The organism is Novosphingobium sp. CECT 9465 (assembly GCF_920987055.1).
In the GTDB taxonomy this organism is placed as follows: Bacteria; Pseudomonadota; Alphaproteobacteria; order Sphingomonadales; family Sphingomonadaceae; genus Novosphingobium.
The window spans coordinates 2150354-2175490 of sequence record NZ_CAKLBX010000001.1 but is presented as its reverse complement, the minus strand read 5'-3'; the positions used below and the strand labels follow the sequence as shown (position 1 = coordinate 2175490).

General features: G+C 62.4%; 25 protein-coding genes. 11 read left to right on the top strand and 14 right to left on the bottom strand.

Going from position 1 to position 25137, the window contains the following annotated elements; genetic code table 11:
* The first annotated feature begins 2 nt into the window (after positions 1-2).
* Positions 3-446 carry a MerR family transcriptional regulator gene (locus tag LUA85_RS10540; RefSeq protein ID WP_231469496.1) on the top strand — a complete coding sequence of 148 codons (444 nt, stop codon included), beginning with the start codon at positions 3-5 and terminating at the stop codon, positions 444-446.
* Here LUA85_RS10540 and LUA85_RS10535 read toward each other — a convergent pair.
* Positions 443-988, bottom strand: coding sequence for a histidine phosphatase family protein (locus LUA85_RS10535; protein ID WP_231469494.1), 546 nt, complete (start codon positions 986-988; stop codon positions 443-445). The genes LUA85_RS10540 and LUA85_RS10535 overlap by 4 nt on opposite strands.
* Positions 985-3711, bottom strand: coding sequence for an ATP-dependent DNA helicase (locus LUA85_RS10530; RefSeq protein WP_371823675.1), 2727 nt, complete (start codon positions 3709-3711; stop codon positions 985-987). The genes LUA85_RS10535 and LUA85_RS10530 overlap by 4 nt, the downstream gene beginning before the upstream one ends.
* A 164-nt stretch (positions 3712-3875) precedes the next feature.
* Between LUA85_RS10530 and LUA85_RS10525 the strand changes: the two genes are divergently transcribed.
* Positions 3876-4769 carry a flagellin gene (locus tag LUA85_RS10525; protein WP_231469487.1) on the top strand — a complete coding sequence of 298 codons (894 nt, stop codon included), beginning with the start codon at positions 3876-3878 and terminating at the stop codon, positions 4767-4769.
* Between the two features lie 127 nt (positions 4770-4896).
* Positions 4897-6501, top strand: a complete 1605-nt coding sequence (locus tag LUA85_RS10520) for a lysine--tRNA ligase (RefSeq protein WP_231469485.1) — start codon at positions 4897-4899, stop codon at positions 6499-6501.
* 6 nt (positions 6502-6507) lie between these two features.
* Here the strand turns inward: LUA85_RS10520 and LUA85_RS10515 are convergent, their stop codons facing one another.
* From LUA85_RS10515 to LUA85_RS10495, 5 genes are read right to left on the bottom strand one after another with little or no spacing between them, the layout of a single operon-like run.
* The gene (locus LUA85_RS10515) at positions 6508-7653 is read right to left on the bottom strand and encodes a glutathionylspermidine synthase family protein (RefSeq protein ID WP_231469482.1); all 1146 of its coding nucleotides are present in this window, start codon (positions 7651-7653) and stop codon (positions 6508-6510) included.
* A 3-nt stretch (positions 7654-7656) separates the two neighbouring features.
* Positions 7657-8058 (bottom strand): hypothetical protein, encoded by a 402-nt coding sequence (locus LUA85_RS10510; RefSeq protein ID WP_231469479.1) that lies wholly within the window; start codon positions 8056-8058, stop codon positions 7657-7659.
* A gap of 3 nt (positions 8059-8061) precedes the next feature.
* The gene (locus tag LUA85_RS10505; RefSeq protein ID WP_231469476.1) at positions 8062-8469 is read right to left on the bottom strand and encodes a DUF350 domain-containing protein; all 408 of its coding nucleotides are present in this window, start codon (positions 8467-8469) and stop codon (positions 8062-8064) included.
* A 46-nt stretch (positions 8470-8515) separates the two neighbouring features.
* On the bottom strand, positions 8516-10378 hold the full coding sequence (locus tag LUA85_RS10500) for a DUF885 family protein (RefSeq protein ID WP_231469473.1): 1863 nt from the start codon (positions 10376-10378) through the stop codon (positions 8516-8518).
* Positions 10369-10989, bottom strand: coding sequence for a prolyl hydroxylase family protein (locus LUA85_RS10495; RefSeq protein WP_371823674.1), 621 nt, complete (start codon positions 10987-10989; stop codon positions 10369-10371). Before LUA85_RS10495 ends, LUA85_RS10500 begins: the two co-directional genes overlap by 10 nt.
* A 312-nt stretch (positions 10990-11301) precedes the next feature.
* On the opposite strand from LUA85_RS10495, the gene LUA85_RS10490 reads away from it, so the two are divergent.
* Entirely contained in the window at positions 11302-11676 is a 375-nt protein-coding gene (locus LUA85_RS10490; RefSeq protein ID WP_231469468.1) for a winged helix DNA-binding protein, read from the top strand.
* A gap of 135 nt (positions 11677-11811) precedes the next feature.
* On the opposite strand, the gene LUA85_RS10485 is transcribed toward LUA85_RS10490, so the two are convergent.
* Positions 11812-12675, bottom strand: coding sequence for an RcnB family protein (locus tag LUA85_RS10485; protein ID WP_231469467.1), 864 nt, complete (start codon positions 12673-12675; stop codon positions 11812-11814).
* Positions 12676-12961: 286 nt separating this feature from the next.
* Between LUA85_RS10485 and LUA85_RS10480 the strand changes: the two genes are divergently transcribed.
* Positions 12962-13444 carry a DUF6265 family protein gene (locus LUA85_RS10480; RefSeq protein ID WP_231469465.1) on the top strand — a complete coding sequence of 161 codons (483 nt, stop codon included), beginning with the start codon at positions 12962-12964 and terminating at the stop codon, positions 13442-13444.
* A gap of 25 nt (positions 13445-13469) precedes the next feature.
* Here LUA85_RS10480 and ettA read toward each other — a convergent pair whose 3' ends face one another.
* Positions 13470-15143, bottom strand: a complete 1674-nt coding sequence (gene ettA / locus LUA85_RS10475; protein ID WP_231469463.1) for an energy-dependent translational throttle protein EttA — start codon at positions 15141-15143, stop codon at positions 13470-13472.
* A 148-nt stretch (positions 15144-15291) separates the two neighbouring features.
* On the opposite strand from ettA, the gene LUA85_RS10470 reads away from it, so the two are divergent.
* A complete protein-coding gene (locus tag LUA85_RS10470) occupies positions 15292-16626 on the top strand; it encodes a M28 family peptidase (RefSeq protein WP_231469461.1) in 1335 nt (444 codons plus the stop codon).
* 16 nt (positions 16627-16642) lie between these two features.
* On the opposite strand, the gene LUA85_RS10465 is transcribed toward LUA85_RS10470, so the two are convergent.
* On the bottom strand, positions 16643-17671 hold the full coding sequence (locus tag LUA85_RS10465; RefSeq protein ID WP_231469458.1) for a sensor histidine kinase: 1029 nt from the start codon (positions 17669-17671) through the stop codon (positions 16643-16645).
* A 236-nt stretch (positions 17672-17907) separates the two neighbouring features.
* On the opposite strand from LUA85_RS10465, the gene LUA85_RS10460 reads away from it, so the two are divergent.
* The 4 genes from LUA85_RS10460 (at position 17908) to LUA85_RS10445 (ending at position 21092) form a co-directional block, all read left to right on the top strand.
* Positions 17908-19107 carry a M20 family metallopeptidase gene (locus LUA85_RS10460; protein WP_231469455.1) on the top strand — a complete coding sequence of 400 codons (1200 nt, stop codon included), beginning with the start codon at positions 17908-17910 and terminating at the stop codon, positions 19105-19107.
* A complete protein-coding gene (locus LUA85_RS10455) occupies positions 19104-19538 on the top strand; it encodes a hotdog fold thioesterase (RefSeq protein WP_231469453.1) in 435 nt (144 codons plus the stop codon). Before LUA85_RS10460 ends, LUA85_RS10455 begins: the two co-directional genes overlap by 4 nt.
* 67 nt (positions 19539-19605) lie before the next feature.
* On the top strand, positions 19606-20706 hold the full coding sequence (locus LUA85_RS10450) for a PAS domain-containing protein (RefSeq protein WP_371823673.1): 1101 nt from the start codon (positions 19606-19608) through the stop codon (positions 20704-20706).
* Complete coding sequence (locus LUA85_RS10445; RefSeq protein WP_231469446.1) at positions 20703-21092, top strand: response regulator; 390 nt, start codon at positions 20703-20705, stop codon at positions 21090-21092. Before LUA85_RS10450 ends, LUA85_RS10445 begins: the two co-directional genes overlap by 4 nt.
* An 11-nt stretch (positions 21093-21103) precedes the next feature.
* Here the strand turns inward: LUA85_RS10445 and add are convergent, their stop codons facing one another.
* Entirely contained in the window at positions 21104-22180 is a 1077-nt protein-coding gene (gene add, locus LUA85_RS10440) for an adenosine deaminase (RefSeq protein WP_231469443.1), read from the bottom strand.
* Between the two features lie 242 nt (positions 22181-22422).
* Between add and trxB the strand changes: the two genes are divergently transcribed.
* Complete coding sequence (gene trxB, locus LUA85_RS10435; RefSeq protein WP_231469440.1) at positions 22423-23391, top strand: thioredoxin-disulfide reductase; 969 nt, start codon at positions 22423-22425, stop codon at positions 23389-23391.
* On the opposite strand, the gene LUA85_RS10430 is transcribed toward trxB, so the two are convergent.
* Genes LUA85_RS10430 through LUA85_RS10420 form a run of 3 tightly spaced genes read right to left on the bottom strand, consistent with a single transcriptional unit; the run spans position 23363 to position 25130 of the window.
* A complete protein-coding gene (locus LUA85_RS10430) occupies positions 23363-24154 on the bottom strand; it encodes a hydrolase 1, exosortase A system-associated (protein WP_371823672.1) in 792 nt (263 codons plus the stop codon). The genes trxB and LUA85_RS10430 overlap by 29 nt on opposite strands.
* An 11-nt stretch (positions 24155-24165) precedes the next feature.
* Positions 24166-24837 carry a hypothetical protein gene (locus LUA85_RS10425; RefSeq protein ID WP_231469435.1) on the bottom strand — a complete coding sequence of 224 codons (672 nt, stop codon included), beginning with the start codon at positions 24835-24837 and terminating at the stop codon, positions 24166-24168.
* Entirely contained in the window at positions 24834-25130 is a 297-nt protein-coding gene (locus LUA85_RS10420) for an acyl carrier protein (RefSeq protein ID WP_231469432.1), read from the bottom strand. The genes LUA85_RS10425 and LUA85_RS10420 overlap by 4 nt, the downstream gene beginning before the upstream one ends.
* Between the last annotated feature and the right edge of the window lie 7 nt (positions 25131-25137).

Sequence of the window (25137 nt, the reverse complement as noted above, 5' to 3'; positions counted from 1 at the left end):
GCATGAACGATCCCAGTCTTCCCGGTGAATCTTCGGGCATTTCCAGCAACGGCGATGGCAAGGATCCTGCCGCATTTCGCACGATTGGCGAAGTGGCAAGCGCCTTGGGCATTCGCCAGCATGTCCTGCGGTACTGGGAAGAACAGTTCCCGACGCTGCGCCCGCTTACGCGGGCGGGCGGGCGGCGCTATTACCGGCCTGAAGATGTCGCGCTGATCGGTGAAATCGATCGGCTGCTCAATCGCGAAGGCTATACGATCAAAGGCGCCCGGCAGGCCCTGCGCGGGACCAAACCCGGTCCTGCGCCAGTGCTCGGTCCTGCGCCAGCGCCCTACCCTGCATCAGCGATTGCAGCCGGTGGCGAAGGCAGTGATCTTTGGCTCGCTGCGCAGATTCAGGCGATCCGCGATCGTCTGGCAACTGCTCTGGGCGATCAGCCCGGTTAGTCTATCAATTGAGGGCCAAGCGCGGGATCGAGGTCGCGCGGTCGCTTGAGTTCGACCAACCGGCCACAGCCTTCTGTTACATCTGCCCATCGGCTGGCATCCAGTTCGATGACGGCAAAGGTCGCGGTCGGGAATTTCTGTTCGACAACATCGCGCAACGGCGATGAACCGTCATCCGGCACAAGGTCGAAGATCAGGTCTTCAAGGCCGGGGTTATGCCCCACCATGAGTACGCTGTCAGGCTCGCCTTCAAGTTCCTTCAGCACGTCGATCAGCGTTGCCGAACTGGCGAGGTAAATCCGGCGGTCCCATTCGACCTTGAACGTGCAGCCCCAGGCCTTGCTCGCTTCTTCCACGGTTTCGGCGGCGCGTACGGCTGGCGATGCTATCATGCGGTCGAACTGCCGCCCGGTGGCTTTGATCCAGCCTCCCATCGCGCGGGCACCGCGCTGGCCGCGTTCGTTCAGCGGACGGTCGAAATCCCGCGCACGCGCATCGCTCCAGTCCGACTTGGCATGGCGGAACAGGGCGAGTGTCTTCACGAAATTCCCTCTGGTCGGTCATGCGCGGCTGCCGTCTCAGAAACACTGCCCATCACGCTTTGTAAAGCCACATCGAGCGTAACCCGACGGATCGGGGTGCCCGGCGGGAATGCCGTCAGGAGGCGTGAAGGAAATGCGGACGAAAGCACCACGAAATGGCCTTTGTCGCCCACCGAACGGATCAGCCGCCCGAACGCCTGCGCCAGCCGGGCGCGAATGATCCGGTCATCATGCGCCTGCCCGCCGCCCGCGAACCGCCGCGCGCGATGGAGGATCGAAGGCTTGGGCCAGGGCACTTGCTCCATGATGACCAACCGCAGCGAATCGCCCGGCACATCCACGCCATCGCGCAGGGCATCGGTGCCGAGCAGCGAGGCGCGCGGATCGTCGCGGAAAATATCCACCAGCGTACCGGTATCGATCGGATCGACATGCTGGGCGAACAGCGGCAGTCCGCCGCGCGCAAGCCGATCGGCAATCCGGCCATAGACCGCGCGCAAACGCCGGATTGCCGTGAACAGGCCCAGCGCCCCGCCGCCCGATGCCTCGATCAGCCGCCCGTATGCCGCTGCCAGCGCGGGAATATCTCCTTTCGCCACGTCGGTCACGATCAGGACTTCGGCCTGCGCCGCATAATCGAACGGGCTTTCCGCCGCGAACAGGCGCGGGGCTACCTCGATATGCGGAGCGCCGCTGCGGACGATGGCGCTGTCCCAGTCCTCGCCGTCGCGCAACGTGGCCGATGTCATCATCACGCCGTGCGCGGGCGCCAGCACGGTATTGGCAAAAGGCTTCATCGGATCGAGGTAATGGCGGTGCAGTCCCACATCCCATTCGCGCCCGTCAGAGCGTTCGACCGCGATCCAGTCGACAAAATCGGGATCGCCGGGACCACCCAGCCGTGCCAGCAGCGCGATCCACCCGGCCAGCAGGTCTGTGCGCCAGCCTATCGCCCCGCGCGCGCCTTCGATCCGCGCACGGGCAGGGCCGTCCAGCCAGTCCGGCCCATCCTCGATCAGCGCTTCCAGCCGCAAGCCAAGCCGGACCAGCGGCTTGCGCAAGGCCTCAAGCGCTTCCTGCGAACGGCCAGCCACTTCGATGAATGGACCGTCCAATTGCGCGATTTCGGTTTCAAGCCCGTAACCTGCGTCCTGCCCGCCACTTTCGTCACGCGCATAAGTCAGCGCGCGAGCGGCTGACAGAAGGTCCTCCAGCGGGCCGGACGGAGTGCTTTCCACGATCCGCGCCAGCCAGCCATCGCCGGGCAGGGCTTCGACAGCTTCGCGCGCCTGCGTGATCGCGCGCGCGCCCTCCTCGTCATAGCTGGCAACATCGGCAAGGCGCGCGGCAAGCCCGCGCCGGCGCCCGCGCGATTTGCCTTCCGGGCCGATCACCCAGCGGCGCAGTTCGATGGTTTCTGCCCCGGTCAGGGCGGCGGCGAACGTGGAATCCGCCGCTTCGAACACATGATGGCCTTCGTCAAACACGATCCGCGTCGGGCGCTGTGCGGTATCGCGGCCCCGCGCGGCGTTGACCATGACCAGCGCATGATTGGCAATCACCAGTTCGGCATCGGCCGATGCGCGAGCTGCCCGTTCGATGAAGCATTTGCGATAGTGCGGGCATCCGGCATAGACGCATTCGCCGCGCTGGTCGGTCAGGGCCGCGATCCCGCGCTTGCGGAACAGCGTACCCAGCCAGCCCGGCAGATCGCCGCCGATCATGTCTCCGTCCTGCGAATAGGCGGCCCAGCGCGCCACCAGTTGCGCCAGGATTGCCGCCCGCCCGCCGAAGCCGCCCTGCAACGCATCTTCCAGATTGAGCAGGCACAGGTAATTTTCGCGTCCCTTGCGCACTACCACCGGCGGCTTGCCATTCCTCTCCGCCGGAAACGCCCGGCGGCTTTCGCGGCGCAATTGGCGTTGCAGGGCCTTGGTGTAAGTCGAGACCCACACCGTTCCGCCCGATTGTTCAGCCCATAGCGAGGCGGGGGCAAGGTAACCGAAGGTCTTGCCGGTGCCGGTGCCCGCCTGCGCCAGTATCATATGAGGCTGGCGCTGGGTTGTGCGCGGCGCGAACGCCTGCCCGGCTTCGCGCGCATATTCGCGTTGCGCCGGGCGCATTTCGGCATCCTTGCCGGTCAGTTCGGCCAGACGCGCGGCGATGGCTTCTGCGCCCAGCACCACTTGCGCGGGTTGGGCGCGGTCGGCGGTCTCCTCCCATTCCGGCAATCGCGCGAACAGCCAGCGCTCGGCCTTTTCGGGTCGCCGGATGCGCGGGGTCAGCAGCGTCGCCCAGGGCCAGCGCATCCGCACCAGCGATTGCAACGCCGTCCACGCACCCTCGCGTTCTGCCCAGTCGTCGCGCTCGCACACCGCAAGCAAAGCTGCTGCGGCCTGTTGCAGCAACAGCGGCACCGCGTCATCCCCGCGTGGCTCATCCAGCCCCAATGCGTGGGCAAGCCCCTTGGGCGTTGGCACCACGAAGCGGGCAGGGTGGATGAACGCATAGAGTTCGAGCAGGTCCAGCCCGGAAAGATCGGGATAGCCCAGCCGACTGGCCACCAGCGGCGCGTTCAGCATCAGCAGCGGCGTGTCTGCTGCCGCCACGATGGCATCGCCCTTGCCCACACCGCGCGTGGCAAAGCCATCGCGCAGCCAGCACCCGCCATGGCTGGCGTGAATCGCCGGAAGCGAAAGGGCGGGCGTGTCCGTCACCGGCATGCGTTAGAACAGGAATGGAACACGGGGCAAGCGTCAACCGGCCACGGCAAGATATTGCCACGCGATTCACCAAGGCCCTTAAAACGTCCGCGCGCCTGTCGTCCTTCTCTGCGGGACCAATCGCGGAGCGCAACCCGGCTTCGCCCCATAGTGGAGAATGGGACATGGCAGTCATCAATACCAATATCAGCGCCATCCGCGCTACCAATGCTTCGAATTCGGCCGCCAAGATGCTTGGCATGGCCATGGAACGCCTTTCGACCGGCAAGCGCATCAACAGCGCGAAGGACGATGCGGCGGGCCTTGCGATCACCACGACCATGACCGCGCAGATCAAGGGCATGAATCAGGGCGTACGCAATGCCAACGACGGCATCAGCCTTGCCCAGACCGCCGATGGCGCGCTGAATGAAGTGACCGCGATGCTCCAGCGTATTCGCGAACTGGCGGTTCAGGCCAAATCGGGCACCTATCAGGAATCGGATCGCAACGCGATGCAGTCCGAAGTCGAGAACCTGACCAGCCAGGTCAGCGAAGTCCTGACCAAGACCAAGTTCAACGGCAATGAACTGTTTGCCGTGGCCACCGCGCCGGTCGCGGCCGACGATCTCGAATTCATCATCCAGACCGGCGGCGAAACCAATGATACGGTGACGCTTTCCAGCAAGGCCTTCGATGGCGATGTGCTGTTCGGCACCGGCGCCGTCGCCTACACCGCTGGCGGTACGCAGTCGCTCAAGGTGAACGATACCGTGGCCGGAGACGGCAGCGGCGCAACCAATGCCAGTGACACGATCGACAACGTCGATGCCGCACTCGCCGCCGTCAGCGCTACCCGCGCCGGCCTCGGTGCAGGCCAGAACCGCCTCGAATCGGTGGTGAACAACCTCAACGACAATGTCACCAACCTGTCTGATGCCCGGTCGCGCATCGTCGATACCGATTATTCGGCAGAAACGACCGCGATGGCCAAGGCGCAGATCCTTTCGCAGGCATCGACCGCGATGATCGCGCAGGCCAATCAGGCCCAGCAGAATGTACTTTCGCTTCTGAAGTAAGCCTCCCTTCAGAAGCACTCCACGGACGGCCGGGATCGCATACGCGCGGTTCCGGCCTTTCGGCGTTGCGCCCCAGCACCAGCTTTTGCTTGCGAAAGCCGCGCCCCCGCGCAAAAGGGCGGGCATCATGACAGACGCAATCCACACAGCAGCCCAGACTTCGAAGGCATGGCCGTTCGAGGAAGCCCGCAAGATCGCCAAGCGGTTTCCGGGCGGCAAACGCGATGCGTCCGGCAATCTCGTGCCCGTGCTGTTCGAAACGGGATATGGCCCGTCGGGCCTGCCGCACATCGGCACGTTCCAGGAAGTGCTGCGCACCACGCTGGTCCGCCGCGCCTATGAAACGCTGACAGGTGGCCACCCCACGCGGCTGGTCGCGTTTTCCGATGACATGGATGGTTTGCGCAAGGTTCCCGACAATATCGAGAACAAGGCGGTGCTCGAAGCCAACCTCGGCCATCCGCTCAGCCGCATCCCCGATCCGTTCGAAACGCACGAAAGCTTTGCGCATCACAACAACGCCATGCTGCGCGCGTTTCTGGATCAGTTCGGCTTCGATTACGAATTCGTCTCGGCGGCTGACCGCTACAATGCGGGCGGGTTCGACGATGCCCTGAAGAATGTCCTGCGCAACTGGCAGGCGATCATGGACATCATGCTGCCGACATTGCGCGAGGAACGCCGCAAGACGTACTCCCCGGTCCTGCCGGTTTCGCCGACAACGGGCCAAGTGCTGCAAGTGCCGGTCGAGGTGGTCGATGCAGACGCCGGGATCGTTCGCTTCACCGACAGCAATGGCGATGTGATCGAGCACACCGTGCTGGGCGGCTGGTCCAAGCTCCAATGGAAAGTCGATTGGGCCATGCGCTGGGTCGCGCTGGGCGTCGATTATGAAATGTGCGGCAAGGACTTGACCGACAGCGTCACGCAATCGGGCCGTATCGCGCAAGTGCTCGGCGGTCGTCGCCCCGAAGGATTGATCTACGAACTTTTCCTTGATGAGAAGGGCGAGAAGATCTCCAAGTCCAAGGGCAACGGCCTGACGATCGAACAGTGGCTGGAATACGGCAGCGAGGAATCGCTGAGCTTCTACCTGTTCCGCGATCCCAAAAGCGCCAAGTCGCTCCACGTCGGCATCATCCCGCGCGCGGTCGATGAATACTGGCAGTTCCGCGAAAAGCTGCCGACGCAGCCGGTGGAACAACAACTCGGCAACCCGGTGTGGCACCTGTTGCGCGCCAATGGCTATCAGGGCGGCGACGGTGAAAGCCTGCCGGTGACTTATGGCCTGCTGCTGAACCTTGTCGGCGTGCTGGGCGCGGGGGCCAGCCGCGATCAGGTGTGGTCCTATCTTGGCAACTATGTTGAAAACGCAGACCCTGCGGCCCATCCGGCGCTTGACGGTCTGGTCACGCGCGCGCTGGCCTATAACCGCGATTTCATTGCGCCCACGCTGATCCGGCGCAAGCCCGAAGCGGGTGAAGCTCTGGCGCTTGCTGCGCTGGACGAGGAACTGGCGGCAACGTCCGACGATGCCACCGCCGAAGAATTGCAGAACATCGTCTACGAAATCGGGAAGGACCCGCACTACGGCTTCGAAACCCTGCGTGACTGGTTCAAGTGCCTGTACGAAACGCTGCTGGGATCGGCCCAAGGCCCGCGCATGGGCAGCTTCATCGCACTCTATGGTGTGGCCAACACGCGCAAGCTGATCGCCGAAGCGCTCGACTGACGGCAGTCAATCCACGATGATATGGGGCACGAAGCGCGCCCGGTTGCTGGTGATAAGGCCATCTTCGCGGATGCCGAGGCCCGCTGCCTCGCCGCCCACAATCCAGCTTCCCAGCACCGGATAGCCCTTTCCGAAATCGCGCAAGGGATAGCGTTGCTGGTAAACCAACTTGCCGCGATCATACCCGCCACCGGTGCTGGCCAGAACCTGCCCGGCAGACACGACCTCGATGTTGGCGCCTTCACGCGCCAGCACCGGCTTTGACACGTAGTCTTCGCCGACCGCTCTGGCGTCGAACGCGGCGGGCAGCAGGTTGGGATGGCCGGGAAACATCTCCCACAGCACAGCCAGGACAGCCTTGTTGCTCCACATCATCTTCCACAACGGCTCCAGCCACACTGTGTCCTTCATGTGCGGCAGGATTTGCGTTCCGAACTCTTCGGCCGCCAGCCATTCCCAAGGGTAGAGCTTGAACAAGGCGGTAATCAGGTAATCGTCCTGATCGACGATGCGACCGTCGCCATCGATGCCGATCTGGTCGATCAGCAGTCCCCGCGTTTCAAGGCCCGCCTGCTGCGCCAGATCGCGCAAGTAGGTGGTGGTCATGGTGTCTTCGTGCACCGTGTCACCCACATGCGTGAACCATACCCGCCGTCCGGGCAGGGCGTGGGCGATCAATTGCCAGCGCTCGATCAGGCGTTCGTGCAAGCTGTTGAACTGGTCGGCGTGGGGAAACACCGCTTCCTTCCAGTTCCACTGGATGATCGCTGTTTCCAGCAGCGATGTGGGCGTATCGCAGTTGTATTCGAGCAGCTTCGGGTCGCCCGTGCCGTCCCACGCCAGATCGAACCTGCCAAAATCGAGCGCGGGGGTATTGCCGCGCCAGCCTTCGCGGACAGCACCGTGATATTCCGCAGGTATGCCGCAGGCGGCCAGCATGCGTTCGTCGCGCGAAATGCGTTCGCCTGCCTCACGGTAAAGCTGATGCAGCGCTTCGGTGGCGGCTTCGATCGTTTCGATCTGGGCAAGGCTGAACTGGTAGCACGCGGACTCATCCCAGTAGGGACCATCGTCATCGCTGTGCCACAGCAGCCCCAGTTCCTCTACCGCCGCCTGCCAATCATGGCGCGGGGCAAGCGTCAGCCTTTGCATCGATCAGGACTTGCCACCGCCAAAGAAGCCGCCCTTCGAACCGAACCCGCCGCGCGATACCGGGGTGGATCGCACAAGGTTCGATTTCGCGGGAGCGCTGGCATATTGCGCGCCCTTGGTGGCGAAATAGCTGCCCTTGAAGCCCAGCCGCGGATCGTTCACCCGATCCCCGTAATAGGGCACACGATTGCCCCGGTTCACGTAATACCACAAGTGCGACCCACCGCCGTAGTATCCGCTCTGGCCGCAGCGGCCGTCTTCCACGCGATAGCCGTTCTGGTCAACGCAGACGCGCGTATCGCGGTCCACCACCACGTCATCGTCCCAGTCGTTGCGTGATGAACAGCCCGAAAGACCGGCCAGCGTCGCCGCCATCGCCGTAGTCAGGGCAAGGTGCTTGTTCATCGCTCAGGGCACCATGCAGGCGGCTTGCAGAATGCCCACGCCGATGCCGATGCCGCCCACGAATTGCCCCGATGCCGCGCAGCCTTCGGTGATCTTGTCCGAAATCGCCCTGAACAGCAGCCGGGAAATGATCACGAACACGCCAAGTTGGACGACCGCCGCCACTGCGCCCCACAGCAGCATGTCGGGGATGCTCGCCGAATGGCCGATCACCACTGCCACCGGAATGGCAAAGCCGATGAAGGTGCCCGTCAACTGGATTGCCGCTGCCGAATTGCCCTGACGGATCAGTTCGAATTCGCGATGCGGGGTGAAACGCGAATAGAGAAACAGGAATGCCGCAGCCAGCGCCATGGCCGATGCAAAATAGGCAAGGAAATGTGGCAATGCCGCGATGAAATAGCCAAGCATCCTGTCCCCCAGCAATAGGCCGCGCGATAACAGCAGGCTTGCCCGATCAGCGCAAGTACCCAGCGCGCCCGCCTGCCGCAATCCAGCGCCGGACCTTGGCTTCCAGTACCGCCATCGGCAAGGCGCCACTGCCCAGCACCTGATCGTGGAACAGGCGGATGTCGAACCGGCTGCCCAGTGCACTTTCCGCTTCCTTGCGCAACCGCTGTATGGTCAGCGCGCCGATCTTGTAGGCCAGCGCCTGCCCCGGATTGGCGATATAGCGGTCCACTTCGGCTTCGGCATCGCTCCGCCCCATGCCCGAATTGGCCAGCATGTAATCGACCGCCTGTTCGCGGCTCCAGCCTTTGGTGTGCAGGCCGGTATCCACCACCAGCCGCATTGCGCGAAGCATCTCATCGTCCAGTGTGCCCCAGTGCTGCATCGGATCGGCGTAAAAGCCCATCTCGTACCCCAGCGTTTCGGCATAAAGCGCCCAGCCTTCGATATAGGCGGTGTTGCCGCCAAACCGTTGGAAATCGGGCAGGGCGGTGTTTTCCTGCGCAAGGCTGATCTGGAAGTGATGCCCCGGCGCGCCTTCGTGCAGATACAGTGTCGCCACGCCGGTCAGGAAGCGGCTTTTCAGGTCATAGGCGTTGAAGAAGAACACGCCCGGCTGCGTCCCGTCGGCAGATCCTTGCGCATAGCTGCCCCCCGCCTCGAACTTGGCGCGATAGGCCGGGTACGACTGGATATGCAGCGGCGCCTTGGGCAAATGGAGGAAGTATTGCGGCGCCAGCGCATCCACCTTGCGCCCCACCGACCGGAAGCCTTCGGCCAGTTCATGTTCGCTGCGTGGATGAAACCGCGGATCGCTGCGAATGCGGTCGAAGAAGGCGCGCAATGGGCCGGCAAACCCCAGTTGCTGTTTCACTCCGTCCATCTGGGTCTGAATGCGGACCACTTCCGTCAGCCCTGTCTGGTGCACCACGGCCGGATCAAGATCGAGCGTGGTGTGATGGCGCGCCAGCAGGCGATAAAGCCTGTCACCACCCGCCACGGCTGAAAGCCCCGGTTGCTCGCGCGTGACCGGGCGATATTCCTCAACCAGAAACCGGCGCAGCGCACGATAGGCCGGATAGATGTCCCGGCGCGTCACCTCTGTCAGTTCCCGCCCGATGCGGGCGCGGTCGGCCGGGGTAAAGTCCTGCGGAAACTGGCGGGCAGGGGCCATGAACGGGGATCGGTCGATCCTTTGTGCCAGCAGTCCGTCGATCTGCACGATCATGTTGTCCACGGTCAGGCGCGGTTCGGTAATGCCGCTTGCCATGCCTTCGCGAAACCGTGCGATTGCCTGTCCGAATACCTGCCGAAGGGCGCGATGCCGGGCGATCAGCAGATCGTAATCCGCCACCGAATTCAGTGTGCTGCCGCTCCCCCCTGCAGAAAGTTCAGGATAGGCGATGTGGAAGCCGCCGAAATGGTTGAACGGCTGGACCGCAGTCAACGCCTGAACATCGGGCGCCATCAGCGCCTGTTCGTTGCGCTTCGTCTCCTCGAACACCGCGTGCGATATGCGGCGGCTGGGGTCGAGCTGTTCGGGATCGATTTGCGCCAGCGCCGCCAGGGTGCGGGCGTTGCTTTCGTGGCGTTTGCGGGCAAGTTCGGGGGTGAACAGCAATGCGAACTGTTGCACCGAAACGCGCTGCCCCTGCTCAAGTGCGCCCAGTGGATCGAGCGCCATGGCCTCGCGCACATCTTCGGCAAAGAGGCGGTCCAGCATGGCATTGGCGGAAAGCCGGACCGGCGTTGCCGGAGCAGCATCTATGCGGACAATTGCACTGGCGTCCTGCGCAGGCGAACGTGCGGGAAATCCTGTCGCCAATACCAGCAGCGCGGCCCCGATCCGCCAGGTCCGCATCATTGCCATGGACGCGCCCGATACCACTTGGTCAGCACGTACTTGGTGCCGCGCACTACCGGCATTCCGGCGTGCATGGCATTTGGATTGGGTGTCCCGTCAGGCTTCATGTTGTTCCAGATCAGCAGGGCACCGGGCTGCGGCGGAATGGAAAGGTCGATGCGCGTAAAATCGGTATGCCCGCCTTCCTCAACGGCATTGAGATAGGCCATGGCAGTCCAGCTACGCTGGCCACCACGCTTTTGTTCCGAATCCCAGAACGGTTGCGATGGCAGGAAGTGGTCGAAATGTCCGCGAAATTCCTGCCCAGGCGCATAGCGCTGTCCCTGGATCGTCTCACCAAAGGCCGGGTCGATCCCCATCAGATCATCGATCCGGCGCTGAAGCATCAGCACGAACGGATCGAAAGGATCGACATCGCCCGAATAGCTGGTCCGGCCCGAAGCGTCGGTCCCCTTGTAGGTTGGTGAGGGCCGGGCTACGCTGTCCACCTTCTCGATCAGCCGCGCACACTCGGCAGCGGTAAAGAAGTCGGCCACTCCGAATATCTCGATGCCATCGACAGGTATCTGGTAAACGCCAGGGTCACCAGACAGGCGCTTGCGAACAGCATCGCCCACTTTCCTTAACGCCTGCTGTTCAATTGAAGAAGCGGAATTACGTTGAAACTTGATCATGATCGAATTGAACATGCTTCATCGTTGAGGACTGCGCAAGAGACGCCGAATGATCCGAAGCGGATGCATGATGCCATTTGCGCAAGCAATTCAGTCAAGTTTGGGTTAACCATCGGCGGAATGAAAAATTAACCAGGGTCTGAGGATCGGATTGTAGTGTTTGGCATTTGACGTGTGGGGCGTCGTTCAAATGCTCAAGCAGTCTGACTCAGGTGTCAGGCAAGCAATCGGGTCGAAGTGTTGAGGGAGTATTAGTTGGACGCCTTCGTCAACCCGGAGCAAGAGCGCCTGCGATTGGCAGCTTCTCTTTATGAGCTTCGCAGAAAAAGGGACGCAGCATCCGGTCGCAGGGGTTTGTTCGGCGAACCGGGCTGGGATATCCTGCTCGATCTCTATATTGCACAGCAACGACAGACCGACCTTCAGGTATCCAGCGTTTGTCTGGATTCCGGTGTGCCATCGACGACGATCCTGCGATGGATCGCTCGCCTCGAAGACGAAGGTCTTGTCTATCGCACGGCTGATACTGCTGACGCGCGTCGCCGCTATGTCCGGCTGACCGAACAGGGCCGAATCATGATGCAAGCCGTGTTGGCTGCAATCTCGCCAATCTGCTCGACGAAAGGGTAATCTCTCCGAGACCACAGGTGCCGCAATTGCAGAACACGGATGGCAGTGAAGGCCCCGCGCACATCGTGGCGGGGCCTTGTCTTTCTCCGGTTCGCGGTCATATCCAGCGTACGGTCAATCACCGCGTGTCATGCATCACCAGAAAAAGTTGTAGATCACATCGGCTACTTCGCCCGTGTATGTATCAACCAGCAGGACATCGTTGTAGTACCTGATCCAACGATAGCCGCCATAGGCCGGTGGCAAACGGTAAGACCATGGATCATTGATCCAGTAGTTGTTGCCATAAAAGCCTGAGTTCAGGAAAATCCCGATCGAGAGGCGGCTGTAATTGTAACCGCGATAGGGCGCATAATAGCGCGGCATGCGATAGTGGTAACGGTTGGAACTGCGATAGCTGTTCCAGTCGTAACGCCGGTCGTTACGCCAGTTGTTGCTCCAGCGGCGGTCATTGTCACGGCGGTCGTTGTTCCAGCCGTTGCGGTTGTTCCAGTTGTCGCGGTTGCTCCAGCCATTGCGATCATTGTCGCGGCGATAGTCGCGGTTGCGGTCGCGGTCGGTGTAGCCGGGGTTGCGCCCGTTCCACGATTGCGAACGGTCACGGTTTTCGTTCCAGTTGCGGTCACCCCTGTTCCTGTCACCATCACGGTCACGGTTCCAGTCACGGCCGCCATTGCGATCCGGCTGGCGGGCGGGGTTCGTCGGGTTCCACCGCGTACCGTCCCAACCACGCTGCTGTGTGGTGGCGCGAGGTGCCTGCGCCGGGCCTGAGCGATCCACGCGGGTCGGTGCCGATCCATTCCAGACCGGCCGCTGCTGCTGCGACTGCGCCCTTGGAGCCTGCGCCTGTTGTGCCGGGGCCTGCTGTGGGCGCACTTGCGCCTGGGCTGTGCCCCGCGCGCGACCTTCACCACCACCCCAGGAACGCCCGCTGCGTTCCTCGCGCCGTTCCTGCTGCGCGAACGCGGTTGCCGGAATGGCCGTTGTCACAAGCGCCATGGCGAGCGCGCCCAGCACGCCCTTTCCAAATATCGAACTGCCGGACATCATGGCCGACCCTTTCCCGATTGTACCAGCCGCAACACCTGTTTCGGCCTGTTAACAACTTGATAACCGATTCGCACTGTCCCATCCCTGAACCGCCTTGGTGGCTTTCTGTTCATGTTGGGTCGTTTTATGATGAACGGCAGCGCTGCCACACTATCGCTTTCCATTGATCGGATCGCAGCGCGCTGTACGATCAATCCTCACTCACTCAGCAGTGCTGCCGCATGGAGAACGTCTGGTGCGAAAGATCCTGACAATACTGGCGCTTTGCCTTTGCTCGCCCATGTCCGCCAATGCGATGGATGGTCCCGTGGCTTCCCTGGCCGATCTCGGCTGGCTTGCCGGATCGTGGGAAGGCGAAGGGATCGAAGGTGCGCCCGCGCTCGAAGCCTATGCACCGGCGGCAGGCGGGCAAATGGTCGGACACTTCCGCCAATTGAACAAGGATGGCTCGGTGATGTTCTATGAAATCATCACCATCGTCGAGGAGGGCGGCTCGCTGGCCTATCGGCTCAAGCACTTCAATGCCGACCTGACCGGGTGGGAGGAAAAGGACAAGGTCACCGCGTTCCCTTTGACTGCGACGGGCAAGGATCGCTGGGATTTCTCCGGCCTGGTCTATGAACGGACCGGCCCGGACGCGATGACCGCCATGGTCAAGGTCACTGAAGGCGCCAAGGAAGAAACGCTGGTGTTCCGCTTCCGCCGCAAGGGGCGGTAAGCGGAACACCGCATCTGCTTGAAGATCAGCGCGTCAGCTTTTTGTACGCCAGCGCGGTTGGACGATCCGCCGCATCGCCCAGACGGCGGCGTTTGTCTTCTTCGTAAGCCGCAAAGTTGCCTTCGAACCATTCGACGTGACTGTTGCCTTCGAAGGCCAGAATGTGCGTGGCCAGACGGTCAAGGAAGAAGCGGTCGTGCGAGATGACCACCGCGCAACCCGCGAAGTTTTCGATGGCGTCTTCCAGCGCGCTCAGCGTTTCCACGTCAAGGTCGTTGGTCGGTTCGTCGAGCAGGAGGACGTTGCCGCCCAGCTTCAGCATCTTGGCCATGTGAACGCGGTTGCGTTCACCGCCTGAAAGCTTGCCGACGTTTTTCTGCTGATCCGCGCCCTTGAAGTTGAACGCGCCGACATAGGCCCGCGTGCTCATCTCCTGCTTGTTTACGGTCATGTAGTCCAGACCGTCGGAGATTTCCTGCCAGACGTTGTTCTTGGGATTGAGATCGTCGCGGCTCTGGTCGACGTAGCCAAGGTGAACGGTGCTGCCGATTTCCACGGTGCCGCTGTCTGGCTGTTCCTTGCCGGTCAGGATCTTGAACAGGGTTGATTTACCCGCGCCGTTCGGCCCGATGATGCCCACGATGCCGCCCGGCGGCAGCATGAACGAAAGGTCTTCGAACAGCAGCTTGTCGCCATAAGCCTTCGAGATGTTCTTCACATCGATGACCTTGCCGCCAAGGCGTTCGGGCACCTGGATGACGATCTGCGCCTTGCCGATGGGGCGGTTGTCCTGTGCGTTCTGCAGTTCCTCGAACTTGCGGATACGCGCCTTGCTCTTGGTCTGGCGCGCGGCTGGCGTCTGCCTGATCCATTCGAGTTCGCGGGTAAGCGCCTTCTTCTTGCCGCTTTCCTCGCGGTCTTCCTGTTCCAGGCGCTTGGCCTTCTTTTCCAGATAGGTCGAGTAATTGCCCTCGTAAGGGAAGTATTTTCCACGATCGAGTTCGAGGATCCAGCCCACCACGTTGTCAAGGAAGTAGCGGTCGTGGGTGATCATCAGCACCGCGCCGGCATATTCCTTGAGGTGATTTTCCAGCCATTCGACGGATTCTGCGTCAAGGTGGTTCGTCGGTTCGTCGAGCAGCAGGATCGACGGCTTCTGGATCAGCAGGCGGGTGAGCGCGATACGGCGCTTTTCACCGCCCGAAAGGCTGGTCACAGGCCAATCGCCCGGCGGGCAGCGCAGCGCTTCCATCGCGATTTCGAGCTGGTTGTCGAGCGTCCAGCCATCGACGGCGTCGATCTTGTCCTGCAACTCGCTCATCTCGGCGCCAAGCGCGTCGAAATCGGCGTCTTCCTCGCCCATTTCCATGCCGATCTGGTTGAACCGATCGACCATGTCGGCAATCCCGCGCGCACCGTCCTTGACGTTTTCGAGCACGGTCTTGCTCTCGTCGAGCTGCGGTTCCTGTTCAAGATAGCCGACCGTGATGTTCTCACCCGGCCATGCCTCGCCGGTGTAATCCTTGTCGATCCCCGCCATGATCTTGATCAGCGTCGATTTACCCGCGCCGTTCGGCCCGACGATGCCGATCTTGGCACCCTGGTAGAACTGCAGGCTGATGTCGCTGAGCACAGGCTTCTGTGCGCCGGGGAAGGTCTTCGTCATGTTCTTCATGACGTAGGCATATTGGGCAGCCATGACGGGTCCTTGATGGAATGGCGTGAAACGGTTGCGCCGCCTCTATCCGAGCGCGTGGGGCTGGGCAAGCGGCGGTTGGCGAACAAGGGTGTTGGGCCATGCCAGTCCGGGCTTGGCAGCGGCCAGACGGAAAGTTAGGCATGGCGCCATGCGAAACACCCTCCGCGCCGTCGCGCTCTCCGCCCTGATCGCCGCCCACGCCGCCCATGCGCAGGCGCCCGAAGGCGATGTAGCGTGGAGCATCCTCGCAGGTCTCACCAGCGAGGTCGGCCCGCGCATGCCGGGCAGCGAAGCCGAAGCGCGGGCACGGGTCTGGGCAGAGGCGCGGCTCAAGGCGCTGGGATTCAGCAATGTAACCGTCGAGCCGTTTGCCATTCGCGGCTATGTGCGGGGCCGGGATGAGGCGAGCCTGACCGCGCCGTTCCCGTTCAAGCTGGCGGTGACTGCGCTGGGCTACAGCGGCACCACGCCGGAAAAGGGCATCGAGGGCGAAGTCGTCTATTTCGCCACACTCGATGCGTTGAAGGCCGCTCCTGCCGGATCGTTGATCGGCAAGATCGCCTTCATCGACCATGCGATGAAGCGTGCGCAGGATGGCAGTGGCTACGGGCCTTACGGACAGGTGCGCCGCGCAGGTCCCGCCATCGCATCAGGCAAGGGCGCAATCGGCGTGGTGATCCGCTCCATCGGGACCGACAGCCATCGCAACCCGCATACCGGCGGCACGACCTTTGCCGACGGTGCAAAGCCGATCCCGGCGGGCGCGGTGTCCAACCCCGATGCCGATCTGATCGCGCGCATCGCGCGTAGCGGCAAACCGATCCGGTTGAACCTGACGCTCACGGGCAAGACCACCGAAGGTCTTCCTTCGGGCAATGTCGTTGCCGATTTGCCGGGCCGTGATCCATCGCTGCCGCTGATCCTCGTCGGCTGCCATCTCGACAGCTGGGATCTTGGCACTGGCGCGATTGACGATGCGGCGGGCTGCGCGATCATCACGGCTGCGGCATTGAATGCACAAGCCAGCGGCAAGGCCTTGCGCACGATCCGGGTGCTCTGGGCAGGGTCTGAAGAACTGGGAGGCTTTGGTGGCAAGGCTTATGCGGCCAAGCATGCCGAACCCCACGCGCTGGCGATGGAAAGCGATTTCGGCGCTGGCCAGGTATGGCGCGTGAACTTTACCATCGGCGATGCCAACAAGCCGCTGGCAGACCGCATTGCCACGGCGCTTTCGCCAATGGGCATCGTGCGCGGTTCGGGCAAGGCCAATGGCGGCACCGATGTGGAACCGATGATCGAAAAGCAGAAACTCGCCGTGGTCGATCTCGACCAGGACGGCACGCATTATTTCGATCTGCACCACACGCCCGATGATACGCTGGACAAGGTCGATCCGGCGGACCTGGCGCAAAATGTGGCCGCGTGGACCGAAGTGCTGAAAATCGTGGCGAACGAGGCAGGACCGATCGCAGCGGCCCCGTGAATCACGGCGCGTGATCTCAGGGCAGGAGCGGCGCGGGCGCGTCTTCGGGAAATTCGACCATCGTGGTCATGCCATTGCTGCCATCCACCTTCAGCGTACCGTGCAATTGTGCGGCGAACCCGCGAATGATCGTTGTGCCAAGACCACGCCGCCGGGATGCCGCTTCCGGCAGCTGATCCTGAAAGCCGATGCCGTTATCCCTGATCGTCAAGCGCAATTGGCCGGTTTCGGTCCGGTCCAGCGTCAATCGGACTTCGCCTGACCGTCCGTCGATGAATGCATGTTTGATGCTGTTGGTCAGCACTTCGCTTATCAGCAGCATCAGCGTCATCATCCGGTCCACGGTGATCCGCGCGTCGATCGCGTCCACCGTGATGGTGATGTGGCCTGCCCCGGCCACCGCCTGCGCTTGCCGTACGACGTGATCGATCTGCTGGGGCAGGGCAAGTTGCCGGGCCGCGGGATCGTAGAGTTGGCGGTGGACCCGTCCCATCAGTTCGATCCGTGCGTCGGCGCTATCCACTACCGCCAGCGCCGATGCAGGATCGCGCTCGATCCGGCGGCGCTGAAGCCGCAGCATCGATGCGATCGAGGCAAGGTTATTGGCCACCCGGTGTTGCAGTTCCTTGAACAGCAGCGTCTGGTGCTCGGCCATTTCGGCAAGCTGGCGCTGGCTTTCGACCAGCCGCTGCTGGCGCTGCAACAGTCCATCGATCAGGGCAACGTCAACCGCCACCACCAGCACGTAGAACAGCATCGCCGCCACGACCGAGGCATTCATGCCAAAGCTGTGAAAAGGCGGGATGAACCAGTACCAGGAAGCCAGGCCGCTCAGCACCGCGCACACGACGCCCGGCCCGCGCCCTGCCAGAAACGTGCAGATGATCACCGCCGGGAAAAATGTCACGAACGGGAAGCCCGGCGGGAGCACACCATCCACCAGAAAACGCACACCAGCGCCCAGTCCTGCGAACAGAAAGGCTGCGCCATAACGTGACACATTGCCGCGGATCGGCTGGAAAATTGCGCGCGGCAGCAAGGTCATGCCGCTTAACCATGCACAAATTTCGTATCAGGTGCAACATCTTCAAGAATAAGGCCGCATAATCGATGAAATTGTTCCCGGAACCCCAGTAAATCCGGGGCTTCGGAGCCGTTCTCTTGTATCCACGCCAGCCGTGCCACGGCGGAGTCCTCGTCGAGTCCGCAGGCTCGACACTGCTGGCAAGACGTGCCAGCCTGATCCATCCGATTTCAACCAGATGCTTCCCGGAGGCGCCGATGCTGCATAACGAACTGCTTGAACAGGCGCGCGGGTATTCCGATGCAATCATCGCCCTGCGCCGCGCCATTCACGCCGAACCGGAACTCGGCCTGCGTACCCCGCGAACGCGTGACAAGGTGCGGCTGGCGCTCGCTCATCTTCCGCTGGAATGGCGCGAAGGTCCATCGACCACCGGGCTGGTCGCCACGCTCAAAGGCAGGTCAGGCCCAGGTCGGCGTGTGCTTCTGCGGGGAGACATGGACGCCCTGCCGATGACCGAGGACACCGGCCTGCCGTTTGCCTCGACCGTCCCCGGCGCAATGCACGCCTGCGGACACGATACGCACACCGCCATGCTGGCAGGCGCCGCCGAACTCCTGTGTGCCCGTGCCGACATGCTGGCAGGCGAAGTCCAGTTCATGTTCCAGCCCGGCGAGGAAGGCTACCACGGCGCGCGGTTCATGCTCGATGATGGCCTGATCGATCCGCTGCCCGATGCCGCCTTCGCGCTCCATGTGATGCCCAACAGTCCGCATGGGCAGGTGGCCGGCCGCGCAGGCACCTTGATGGCGTCGGCCGACCAGTTCGAGATCGTCGTGCGGGGCAAGGGCGGCCACGCTTCCATGCCGCATGATGCGCTGGACCCGGTTCCTGTCGCTTGCGAGATCGTGATGGCGATACAGGCAATGGTCACCCGCCGGTTTCCCGTATCGGACCCGGTCGTGGCCACGGTCGCCCGGATCGAAGGCGGTACGGCGCACAACGTCATCGCCGATTTTGCCACCTTGAAGGGCACCTTGCGCACACTTTCGCCGGGCAACCGCACCCGTTTGCGTGAAGCCTTGGCACAAGTCGCCACCCATATCGCCGCCGCTCACGCCATGACAGCAGAATTGACCATAACGCCGGGTTTCCCGGTCACGGTCTGCGATGGGCGCGCGGTCGATCTTGGCGAAACGGTCGTTCATGACCTGATCGGGCATGGCCTGTTTCAACGTCTCGATCATCCGATCATGGGGGCGGAAGACTTTTCCTACGTGCTCGAAAAGGTGCCGGGCGCGATGTTCTTCCTCGGCGTTGCGCATCAGGGCGTCGACTGGCGTTCGTGTTGCTCGATCCATTCCACGAAGATGATGGTCGATGAAAGTGTCCTGCCGCTCGGCACGGCGGTTCTGGCAGGGTGCGCGGAACGGTTTCTCGCAGAAGGGTTCTCATGATCTGGTGGAACGATGAAATGCCGTCGCCGGAGCGTCTGGCCAGTATTGGCGCAACGACGATGCCGGCCCATCTCGGCATGGAATTCGTCGATTGCGGCGAAGACTGGATCTGCGCGCGGATGCCGGTCGATCATCGCACACACCAACCGTTCGGCCGTCTTCATGGCGGCGCATCGATGGCGCTTGCCGAAACAGTGGGTTCGGTGGGTGGCATGATGGTCGTCGATCCGGCCAGGTTTGCGACCGTGGGGCTTGAAATCAATGCCAACCACTTGCGTCCGGTGCGCGATGGCTGGGTCTATGCCACAGCGCGTCCCGAAGCGCTGGGTCGCACCACGCACGTCTGGTCGATCCGAATTGAAGACGAGGCGGGCAAACTGGTGTGCATCTCGCGCCTGACGCTCGCAGTCATTCCTTCGGAGCAGCGCTAGTTTATGGCATTTTAATCCGATTTGGCGGAACCAAGCCGGCTAAACTGCATTGGGGGCTTCAGGTCCCATGAATATGAACGATAATCCTCCCCCAAAGAACCCTTATCGGGGGCATACCGACATGGCGCACACCGCGTTTGAATCGTCGGTTGCCCATTTTCGCGAAAAGCACCCTGAAGATACTTTTGAAGGGGCATCCGGCGTGCTTTTCGAACAGGCGATGGCGCAGACGCGCATGGCCATATGCCTGTGCGATCCACATCAGCCTGATGTGCCTATCGTCTTCGCCAACCGTGCCTTCCGCAACCTGACGGGTTACGAAGAACACGAGATCGTGGGGCGCAACTGCCGTTTCCTGCAAGGGCCTGATACAGACCGCGCGGCACTCGACCGGGTAAAGGACGCAATCGCCCGCGAAGATGTGATCGTGGTCGAATTGTTGAACTACCGCAAGGACGGCACGGCCTTCTGGAATGCGCTTCATCTTGGCCCGGTCTATGATGCGACCGGAAAACTGGTCTATCTGTTCGGCAGCCAGTGGGACGTGTCCGATGTCCGCGCCGCCCGTGCCGACGAATCCAATGCGCGCGATCTGGCCCGCGAACTGTCACATCGCATGAAAAACATGTTTGCGGTGATTGGCGGTATAGTCAATTTCACCGGGCGGGCGCGGGGAATCGAAGCTGAGGCCCGCGAGATAAACGAGCGCATTCAGGCGCTTGGGCGCGCTTATGAAACCACCCTTGATGATTCCCGCCGCGGCACGGTCGAAGTCGGGCAAGCGATCCGCGCGGTCCTGGCGCCTTATGATCCCGATGGAACGCGGATCATTTTTCAAGGCAATGGCCTCCGTTCGGATTTCGCATCGGTTTCGGTGCTTGGTCTGTCACTTCACGAACTCGCCGTGGATGCCATACGGAACGGGGCGCTCGGTACGCAAGAAGGCACCGTTACCGTTGGCTGGCGCAAAAGCGGCGAACCGGACATGCCCGCCATTCGCATCGACTGGCTCGAACAGGGAGCGTCCCCGCGCGCTTCCGCGCCGGTTGCCGGTGGCGGCATCGTCGAACGGATGCTGGAAATGGCCCGTGGTGGCATCGTCCGCGAATGGCATTCCGAAGGACTTCGCGCCCGTCTCAACATACCTTTGAGGGATTTTGCCGAGTGACGCTTCACAACGCTTGCGCGCAAGAACCCCACCGCATCCTGGTACTCGATGATGAGCCGTTGATCCTGCTCGATCTCGAATTTGCCGTCGAGGATGCCGGCTGCAAACCGCTGACCGCGCTCGATCTGGTGGAAGCCCTGGCTATCCTGCAAACCAACGCGATCTCGGCCGCCATCCTCGATGTCTCGCTGGGGAAAGGGCAGACCTGTGAACAGGTCGCGCGCAAACTGGCGGCACGGGGCGTACCTTACGTGCTCCACACCGGCGATCTTGATCGCATGGACGAAGCGGTCCGTGACCTTGGTGGTACGCTGGTGCCCAAACCGACCCCGGCCGCGGTCGTCGTGGCCAAGGCGCTTGCACCGCTGGAACGTCACCCGGACTGAAAGTCTACGCGTCAGCCTGCTTTGACATAAGCCTCCAGCCGGGCGATCATCACATCCTTGTCCGCTTGCGGCAGCCACGCCGCTTCAAAGCCATAGCGCGCCATCAACACCAGTTCCTCGCGCGTCAGCTTGCTGCGCTCCACCGCGCGGATCAGCACGTCATCAATGTATTCGCTGCCCATATAGGCCGGATCGTCGGATGAAATGGTCACTTTAAGCCCGGCGTCCAGCATCGCGCGAACCACGTCTACCGGCACTGTTTCTCTTTTGCGCAAAGTGCCGGAAAACGTCGGGCACACCGTGAAAGTGATGCCGCGTTCGCGTGCTATCGCCACCAGTTCGGGCGATTGGACGATGTTGCCGCCATGATCGATCCGGTCCACGTTCAAATCGGTCAACACCGTGCGGATGTTGCGCAGGGTATCGGGCTGGTCGATGTCGCAATGCGCGGTCACCTTCAGGCCATGTGCCCGCGCCTTGGCAAAATGCTCGCGGAATTTTTCAGGCGGATTGCCCGCCTCGTCCGAATCCAGCCCTACGCCGACCAGATCGGCCTTGAACGGCAAGGCTGCATCCAGGGCTGCCATCGCGCTTTCGGCTGAAAGATCGCGCACGAAGCACAGGATCAGTTGGGATCGGATGCCCAATGCCGCCTGCGCCTCTGCGCGGGCGCGGGTGATCCCGCCGATCACTGCCGCTATCGGCACACCGCGCTTCAAATGCTCCTGCGGATCGAAGAACATCTCGGCATAGATCACGTTCTGCGATGCCGCCCTGGCAAGATAGGCATAGGCAAGATCGCGGAAATCCGCCTCGGTCTGCAACACTTTCATGCCGTCATAATAGATCGCAAGGAAACTTGGCAGATCATGGTAGACGTAGCTCGCCTTCATCGCGGCCACATCGGCAAAGGGCAGGGCCATGCCGTTGCGCTTTGCCAGCGCAAACTTCATCTCCGCCTCCAGCGTGCCTTCCAGATGCACATGGTATTCCGATTTCGGCATCCCGGCGATGAACCGGCCAAGCGCCGGGTCGCTGATCGGGGCCGCGGCACCGGCGTATCGGGGGGTTGCCAGGGCGCCCGTCATGCAGGCAAGGCTCGTCAAAAATTGTCTGCGATCCATCATTGTCCCCGTTTTTCCGGCTGGCATGTCTGTGTCGGTCGGGACAGGGCGGGGTGTCAAAAGCCTTTTGCGCAACGCCCTGTTGGCAAAATGCGCGCAGGGTGGTCCCAAGAAAATCTGTCCGGTATTTGCGGAAAAACCGGGCAGCCCGGACTCGCTTTTGCACCGCCTGCGGCTTATCTCGCCAGACCATTGGAGGAATTCTCATGGCGACAACGCACAAGACCCGCATGCTCATTATCGGTTCCGGCCCCGCAGGCCTTTCCGCGGCGATCTATGGCGCGCGCGCAGGGATGCAGCCGATCGTGGTGCAGGGGCTTCAGCCCGGCGGGCAGTTGACGATCACCACCGATGTTGAAAACTACCCCGGTTTCCGTGATGTGATTCAAGGCCCCTGGCTGATGCAGGAAATGCAGGCTCAGGCCGAACACGTCGGCACCCGCATGATGTGGGACACGATCCTCGACGTCAGCCTCGATGGCTCGCCCTTCCGCGCGATCGGGGATAGCGGCGACATTTATGAAGGCGACGTGCTGGTCATCGCCACCGGCGCACAGGCGAAATGGCTTGGCGCGCCCGGCGAACAGGAGTTTTCGGGCAAGGGCGTATCGGCTTGTGCCACCTGCGACGGGTTCTTCTATCGTGGCAAGAAGGTCGTGGTCATCGGCGGCGGCAATACTGCGGTCGAAGAAGCGCTCTATCTCACCAATCATTCGCCCGATGTTACGCTGATCCATCGTCGCGACAGCCTGCGCGCCGAAAAGATCCTGCAAGACCGCCTGTTCGCGCACCCCAACGTCAAGGTGCTGTGGAACCAGAAGGTTGACAGCTTCGTGGGCGTCGAAGGCAAAGGCCTGACCGGCGTCAAGGTGGTCGATACCGTCACCGGGACGGAATCGGTTGTCGAAACCGATGGGGCGTTCGTCGCCATCGGCCATGCGCCCGCCACGGAACTGTTCAAAGGCAAGCTGGAACTCGATAGCAGCGGCTATATCGTCGTCCAGCCGGGCACACCCAAGACGGCGATCCCCGGCGTGTTTGCCTGTGGCGACGTGATGGATCACACCTATCGGCAGGCCGTGACGGCTGCCGGCACCGGCTGCATGGCCGCGCTCGATGCGGAACGCTTCCTCGCCGATCTCGATTTCAAGGCGCTGCAGGCGGTTCCTGCGTAAGCGCTGACACCAGGCGCGCGAACAGCCATTCGCGCGCCGCGTCATCCGAAAAGCTGTGGGATGCGCTGTCGATACGCGCGATGCGCGGGTCTGTTCTGTCCCACGCTGCCTCGAACATCTGCGCCGTGCGATCACCACTTGCCAGAACGATGGTTGTCGGGCGTCCGAACGCGGCGAGGCCTGCCTGCATTTCCCAAACCAGCCCCGTGGGGACGCTCTGCGTTGAAGCCGCGCCGCGCAGGCCCTTGGCAAGCTTGGCCAGATTGACCCCGCCGGTCAGCAACCGCCAGACCTCACGCGGATTGGAAAGCTTCGCCAGATAGCGGCTGCGAATGGCGGCCGCAGGTATGGCTTGGGGGGCTTCCTCGCCATCGATCGTCCACGGATTGGCCAGCACCAGTCCATCAATCGGCAGTCCGTGCGCAAACAGCATCAGGGCCGCCGCCGCATCGCAATTCCCGAATGCCACGACGCGCGCCACGTGCGGTGCCGCCGAACGAAACGCCGCCAGCGCTGCGGCAATGTCCGGTCCCGAATGGCGGAATGTCGGATTGTCGCCTTCGCTATCGCCCACCCCGCGCCGATCATAGCGGAACACGGGAAAGCCCTTGTCCGCCAGCCGCGCGGCCAGTTGCGCCTGTCCGCCCCATGCACCGCTGCGCAGTTCATTGCCGCCTGAAACCAGCAGCAACCCAGTCGATCCGCTGGTCTGCCCAATGTCGAGTGTGCCGACCAGGGTTGCGCCCTCAGACCAAAAGGTCACATGCCGCCGTGTCATTCGGCCATATCTGTCATGATGATCCGCGCGAGCGTCCCGGATTGGTCCGGCGCTGCCGTTGGCTCGGCGCGCAGCCATAGGCCACCGCCGCCAAGCTCCGTTTGCGCGATGATCCGCTGTCCCTCGATCTGCGGCAGGGCATCCTGCAATCCCGCGATCAGAGAGGCTCCGCAGCGATAGCCCGCAAGCTCAAGCCCTTCGGATCGGCCCTGTTCCAGCAGCGCCGCGCTGTCCTCCTGCCGTCCGGCCTCGCGCGCGGCGATGGTTCGGGCGCGCAGCATCTGGCGCAGGATTGTCGGTCCCTTGGCAGGTTCCAGTACCCATCCCGGCAAGGTGCCCGGAAAGACCAGCGCGCCACCGCGCACGGCGAGGACGTCGCTCGCGCGGAAATGGCGCACCGCGTGTTGCATGGCCACGCGCCAGCCGTGCAGGCTCTGCGCAGTGAAGCTTTGCGGGCTTTCGTTGCAGCCCGGCAGATCGGGAAGAAATGTGTCGATACCCTCGGCATCGAGCAGCCGCATCATGTCGACAAGCATTTTCCGCATGCGGTTGGCTTCATCGAACAGGGCAGGGACGATCAGGACACGGCGCGGCCTCGCCCGGTCAAACGCCAGCGCATATTCCTTGCTCTGGCCCGATGGGCCGGGGCAGGGCCATGCCGCGATCACCCCGGTTGTCTCTGCGCGACCTTGCCTTCGAGAAACGTCAACAGGTTACCATAGCTTTCCAGCAGCTCGCCATCGACCTCGTCATCCTCGATCACGATGTCGAGCCGGTCCTCGATTTCGGTCAGCAAGCCCGCGACGGCCATGGAATCCAGTTCGGGCAGATCGCCGAACAGGCCGGTCGCGGCTTCGAACGCGGCCACGCGCTCTGCCGAAAGGCCAAGCACGTCCTGAAGGATCGCGCGCAGGGTGCTGTCGGTGTCGGTCATCTTCGCCCTGAGTAGTGAAACGGACATTTCATTG

Bases quoted from the DNA above. Each gene is read 5' to 3' on its own strand.
- LUA85_RS10540 (WP_231469496.1), top strand. From the start codon at position 3: ATGAACGATCCCAGTCTTCCCGGTGAATCTTCGGGCATTTCCAGCAAC.
- LUA85_RS10530 (WP_371823675.1), bottom strand. From the start codon at position 3,711: ATGCCGGTGACGGACACGCCCGCCCTTTCGCTTCCGGCGATTCACGCC.
- LUA85_RS10525 (WP_231469487.1), top strand. From the start codon at position 3,876: ATGGCAGTCATCAATACCAATATCAGCGCCATCCGCGCTACCAATGCT.
- LUA85_RS10520 (WP_231469485.1), top strand. From the start codon at position 4,897: ATGACAGACGCAATCCACACAGCAGCCCAGACTTCGAAGGCATGGCCG.
- LUA85_RS10515 (WP_231469482.1), bottom strand. From the start codon at position 7,653: ATGCAAAGGCTGACGCTTGCCCCGCGCCATGATTGGCAGGCGGCGGTA.
- LUA85_RS10510 (WP_231469479.1), bottom strand. From the start codon at position 8,058: ATGAACAAGCACCTTGCCCTGACTACGGCGATGGCGGCGACGCTGGCC.
- LUA85_RS10505 (WP_231469476.1), bottom strand. From the start codon at position 8,469: ATGCTTGGCTATTTCATCGCGGCATTGCCACATTTCCTTGCCTATTTT.
- LUA85_RS10500 (WP_231469473.1), bottom strand. From the start codon at position 10,378: ATGGCAATGATGCGGACCTGGCGGATCGGGGCCGCGCTGCTGGTATTG.
- LUA85_RS10485 (WP_231469467.1), bottom strand. From the start codon at position 12,675: ATGGCGCTTGTGACAACGGCCATTCCGGCAACCGCGTTCGCGCAGCAG.
- ettA (WP_231469463.1), bottom strand. From the start codon at position 15,143: ATGGCTGCCCAATATGCCTACGTCATGAAGAACATGACGAAGACCTTC.
- LUA85_RS10470 (WP_231469461.1), top strand. From the start codon at position 15,292: ATGCGAAACACCCTCCGCGCCGTCGCGCTCTCCGCCCTGATCGCCGCC.
- LUA85_RS10465 (WP_231469458.1), bottom strand. From the start codon at position 17,671: ATGACCTTGCTGCCGCGCGCAATTTTCCAGCCGATCCGCGGCAATGTG.
- LUA85_RS10460 (WP_231469455.1), top strand. From the start codon at position 17,908: ATGCTGCATAACGAACTGCTTGAACAGGCGCGCGGGTATTCCGATGCA.
- LUA85_RS10455 (WP_231469453.1), top strand. From the start codon at position 19,104: ATGATCTGGTGGAACGATGAAATGCCGTCGCCGGAGCGTCTGGCCAGT.
- LUA85_RS10450 (WP_371823673.1), top strand. From the start codon at position 19,606: ATGAATATGAACGATAATCCTCCCCCAAAGAACCCTTATCGGGGGCAT.
- add (WP_231469443.1), bottom strand. From the start codon at position 22,180: ATGACGGGCGCCCTGGCAACCCCCCGATACGCCGGTGCCGCGGCCCCG.
- trxB (WP_231469440.1), top strand. From the start codon at position 22,423: ATGGCGACAACGCACAAGACCCGCATGCTCATTATCGGTTCCGGCCCC.
- LUA85_RS10420 (WP_231469432.1), bottom strand. From the start codon at position 25,130: ATGTCCGTTTCACTACTCAGGGCGAAGATGACCGACACCGACAGCACC.